This is a genomic window from Streptomyces sp. 13-12-16, assembly GCF_002114215.1.
Taxonomy (GTDB): domain Bacteria; phylum Actinomycetota; class Actinomycetes; order Streptomycetales; family Streptomycetaceae; genus Streptomyces.
The window spans coordinates 1-3,784 of sequence record NZ_NCTE01000342.1; the positions used below are offsets into that span (position 1 = coordinate 1).

Genomic DNA, 3,784 nt, shown 5'->3' on the forward strand with positions numbered 1-3,784 from the left:
CATCCCGCTGCCGCCGCCGGCCGTGGCCGAGCTGTGCCGGGCCGGGCGCACCCCGCTGGACGGCCCGGCGGCCGGCGGCCGGGTCCGGCTGTTCGAGCCCGACTGGCAGGACGACCCGCTGGACTTCCTCGCCGCCGCCTCGGCGGAGTTCGACGCCCTCGGCGTGGTGACCACCGCCCGCCGCTGCCTCGCCGCGATCGAGACGGCCGACCCGGTCCTCTTCGTCGGTGTGGAACTCTCCCGGTGGGAGGGCGACGCCCGCACCCTCCCCCTGAACGCCCTGGGCCGGGCCCTCGGCCGGACCCCCGCACCCTGGCCGGTCAACCTCATCGTCCTGGACATCGCCCAGGACCCGGTCGGCGACTGGCTCCGCACCAGGGTCCGCCCCTTCTACGAACGCTCGCAGTAACCCCCTGAGGGGCGCGGGGCTGTGTCGACGTGCGGCTCCGCCGCGCGGGCGCGACCCACTGCAACGGACCGGCACCCGCCGGACGACGCGCAGCCCCGAACTCTCGCGCGTACCCGCCGCAGCCGGGGAGCCCCCCGAATGTCAGCGGCTTAAGCTAGGTTCGTTGGCTGGCGATGTACGGAGGGGCGATACAAGTGAGCGCTGGCACCGCGGCGACCGGACAGGTCGAGCACATGCTGCGCCAGGTGACGCCCGGGCGTTACGACGCGTACGAGGCACTGCTGCGCGCCCTCGCGACCCCCGCCTCCGGCCAGGTCTGGATGCTGCTCTGGCACGGCCAGGCCGGCTCCCCGGACGCCCAGTACGGGAACATGGAGGTCGACGGCCTCGGCTACGCGCCCTGCGTCACCTCCGCCCAGGAACTGTCCGCCAGCGGCTGGAACCGGTCGTACGAGGTGGTCGACGGCCTCGAAGTGGCCCGCGCGCTCTACCCCGACCACTACGGCCTCTGGCTCAATCCGCACGCCCCCGGCGGCGGCGTCGGCATCCCCTGGCTGGACCTGCGCCGGATCGCCGGCGGCCTGGACCGTCAGCCCGCCGGACCGCTGCGGCTGTCCGAACCGGCCATCGAGATCCCGCAGTTCTACGCCCTCCTCGCGCAGAACGCCCACCGCACCCCGGCCGTCCGCGCCCTGCGCCGCGCCTGGGTGCAGCCCGCGCTGGGCGCCCCGTACCTCGCCATCGGCCTGGACGTGTACGACACCTCCCCGCCCGCCGTGGACGCCGTACGCGCGATGATGCGGCAGTCCCTCGGCGCGGTCCCGGACGGACTGCCCGTGTCGACCGTCGCGATGTCCGACGAGCACGACCCGGTCGCGATGTGGCTGCGCGTCAACTCCCGCCCGTTCTACGACCGCGAGGCCCACGGCGCCGCGCCGTCCCCCGCCGCGGCCTACGGCTACCCGCCCGCGCACCGGGGCTGACCGGCCCGGACACCGTCGTGGTGACGGAGCGTCACTGTCCATCAGGTGGACAGTGGCGCGATCCGGAACCGATGCGTCCGTCCGGCCTGTCGCACACCGCTGGTTTCGCGCCACATTTTCGGCCATGCGCACTCAGCGACAACTCGTTGACCGCCTGTCACCTGCGGTTTCACTCATTCTTCACGCCGTCCGGCGCCACCTGGGCGACTGTCGGAACGGCGCTTCTGTGTCCGGCAGGTTAAATCCTGACGGGGGGACGCCTGAACCGTCCCTTATGTCAACTGTTCAGATCTCAGGTAGGTATCACCGCTATCCGGACTGTTCCTGACCGACTGTGAACGTCTGTAATGTTCGGCCGGTCAAGATGCATCCACATAGCGGACCCGGAGTGGCCCCAGTATGCGCATATTCAAGTCCCGACCGGCTCGGGCGATCACGGCCGCGGTGGCGGTCGGTCTGATCGCCACGGGCTGCTCCAGCGAACGGGACGCTGACAACGAAAGCGGCGGCGGCAAGAAGGACACCTTCGTCTTCGCCGGTGCAGGTGACCCGGGTTCCCTGGACCCTGCCCTCGCGAGCGACGGTGAAACCTTCCGCGTGACGCGCCAGGCGTTCGAGGCCCTGCTCGAGCACGAGTCCGGCGGCACCAAGCTGGTCGGCGGCCTCGCCGAGACCTGGTCGAGCAACGACGAGGGCACCGTCTGGACCTTCAACCTCCGCAAGGGCGTGAAGTTCCACGACGGCGAGGCGTTCAACGCCGCGGCCGTCTGCGCCAACTACGACCACTGGTTCAACTGGACGGGCACCTACCAGTCCAGCGCGGTCTCCTACTACTGGCAGACCATCATGGGCGGCTTCGCGAAGAACGAGGACAAGGAGACGCCCGAGGCGAACTACAAGTCCTGCACCGCGAAGGACGAGAACACCGCCGTCATCGAGGTCAAGAAGCCCTCCGCCAACCTCCCCGGCGGCTTCTCCCTCCAGGCCCTGGCGATCCACTCGCCGAAGGCCCTCAAGGAGTACGCGAAGGAGGAGGCGACCGCCAAGGGCGACGCCATCACGTACCCCAAGTACAGCCAGGAGGCCGGCACGGTCGCCGGTACCGGCCCGTACAAGATCACGAAGTGGAACAAGGGCAACAAGGAAGTCACCCTTGAGCGCTTCGACGACTACTGGGGCGACAAGGCCAAGATCAAGAACCTGGTCTTCCGCACCATCGACACCGAAGAGGGTCGCCGCCAGGCGCTCCAGGCCGGTGACATCGACGGCTACGACCTCGTCGCCCCGGCCGACGTCAAGACCCTCGAGGACCAGGGCTACGTCGTCCCGACCCGTGGCGTCTTCAACCTCTTCTACGTGGGCATGAGCCAGGAGGCCAACAAGGCCCTCAAGAAGAAGGAAGTCCGCCAGGCGATCGCGCAGGCGATCGACAAGGAGAACCTGGTCAAGACCCAGCTGCCCGAGGGCGGCAAGGTCGCCGACCAGTTCATGCCGGACACCATCGCGGGCTACTCCAAGAACGTCAAGAAGTACCCGTTCGACACCGCCGCGTCCAAGGCGCTCCTCAAGAAGGCCGGTGAGGAGAAGCTCAAGGTCGAGTTCTGCTACCCGACCGAGGTCACCCGCCCGTACATGCCTGCTCCGCAGGACCTGTTCGAGCTGATGAAGGCCGACCTGGAGAAGGCCGGCATCACCGTCACGCCGAAGGCCATGAAGTGGGCCCCGGACTACATCGACGCCACCGAGGCGGGCTCCTGCGACCTGCACATGCTCGGCTGGACCGGTGACTTCAACGACGGCTTCAACTTCATCGGCACCTGGTTCGCCGGGTACGACAAGCAGTGGGGCTTCAAGGACAAGAAGGTCTTCGACGCCGTGAACGCCGGCTCGAAGCTGGGCAAGGCCGACGAGCGCACCGCCGCGTACGAGAAGGCCAACGAGGCCATCATGGAGTACCTCCCCGGTGTTCCGATCTCGTCCTCCCCGCCGGCCATCGCCTTCGCCAAGAACGTGAACCCGCCGAACGTCTCCCCGCTGACGCAGGAAGTCTTCTCCGAGACGTCCTTCAAGTAGGCGAGCAGCGGTAGGAAACCGAAACGGGGGGTCCGCCCGGTCGTCGCAACTCGGCGGCCGGGCGGGTCCATTCATGTAAGACATCACGCAAGAAAGGGGCATGCGGGGTGCTGCGTCTCGTCGTACGAAGACTGCTCCAGCTCATACCCACGCTGCTCGGCCTGTCGGTTCTGCTCTTCCTGTGGCTCGACCGTCTGCCCGGTGGACCCGCCTCAGCGATCCTGGGGGAGAAGGCCACCGAGGCCGAAGTAACGCGCATCAACCGCGCGCTCGGGCTGGACCAGCCCGTCTACGTCCAGTACTGGCGTTTCCTCAAGCG

At 68.5% G+C, this 3,784-nt stretch carries 3 protein-coding genes and 1 pseudogene; all 4 read left to right on the forward strand.

The window, feature by feature from the left end; genetic code table 11:
* The coding region (locus B7767_RS14425) for an enhanced serine sensitivity protein SseB C-terminal domain-containing protein (RefSeq protein ID WP_143652451.1) at positions 1-409 on the forward strand (409 nt) is incomplete at its 5' end.
* Positions 410-582: 173 nt separating this feature from the next.
* Positions 583-1,392: an enhanced serine sensitivity protein SseB C-terminal domain-containing protein gene (locus B7767_RS14430; RefSeq protein ID WP_107486101.1), complete on the forward strand. Its 810-nt coding sequence runs from the start codon at positions 583-585 to the stop codon at positions 1,390-1,392.
* A 399-nt stretch (positions 1,393-1,791) separates the two neighbouring features.
* On the forward strand, positions 1,792-3,465 hold the full coding sequence (locus B7767_RS14435) for an ABC transporter substrate-binding protein (RefSeq protein WP_085572542.1): 1,674 nt from the start codon (positions 1,792-1,794) through the stop codon (positions 3,463-3,465).
* A gap of 107 nt (positions 3,466-3,572) precedes the next feature.
* A pseudogene (locus B7767_RS44620) lies at positions 3,573-3,784 on the forward strand (peptide ABC transporter permease); the annotation flags it as partial.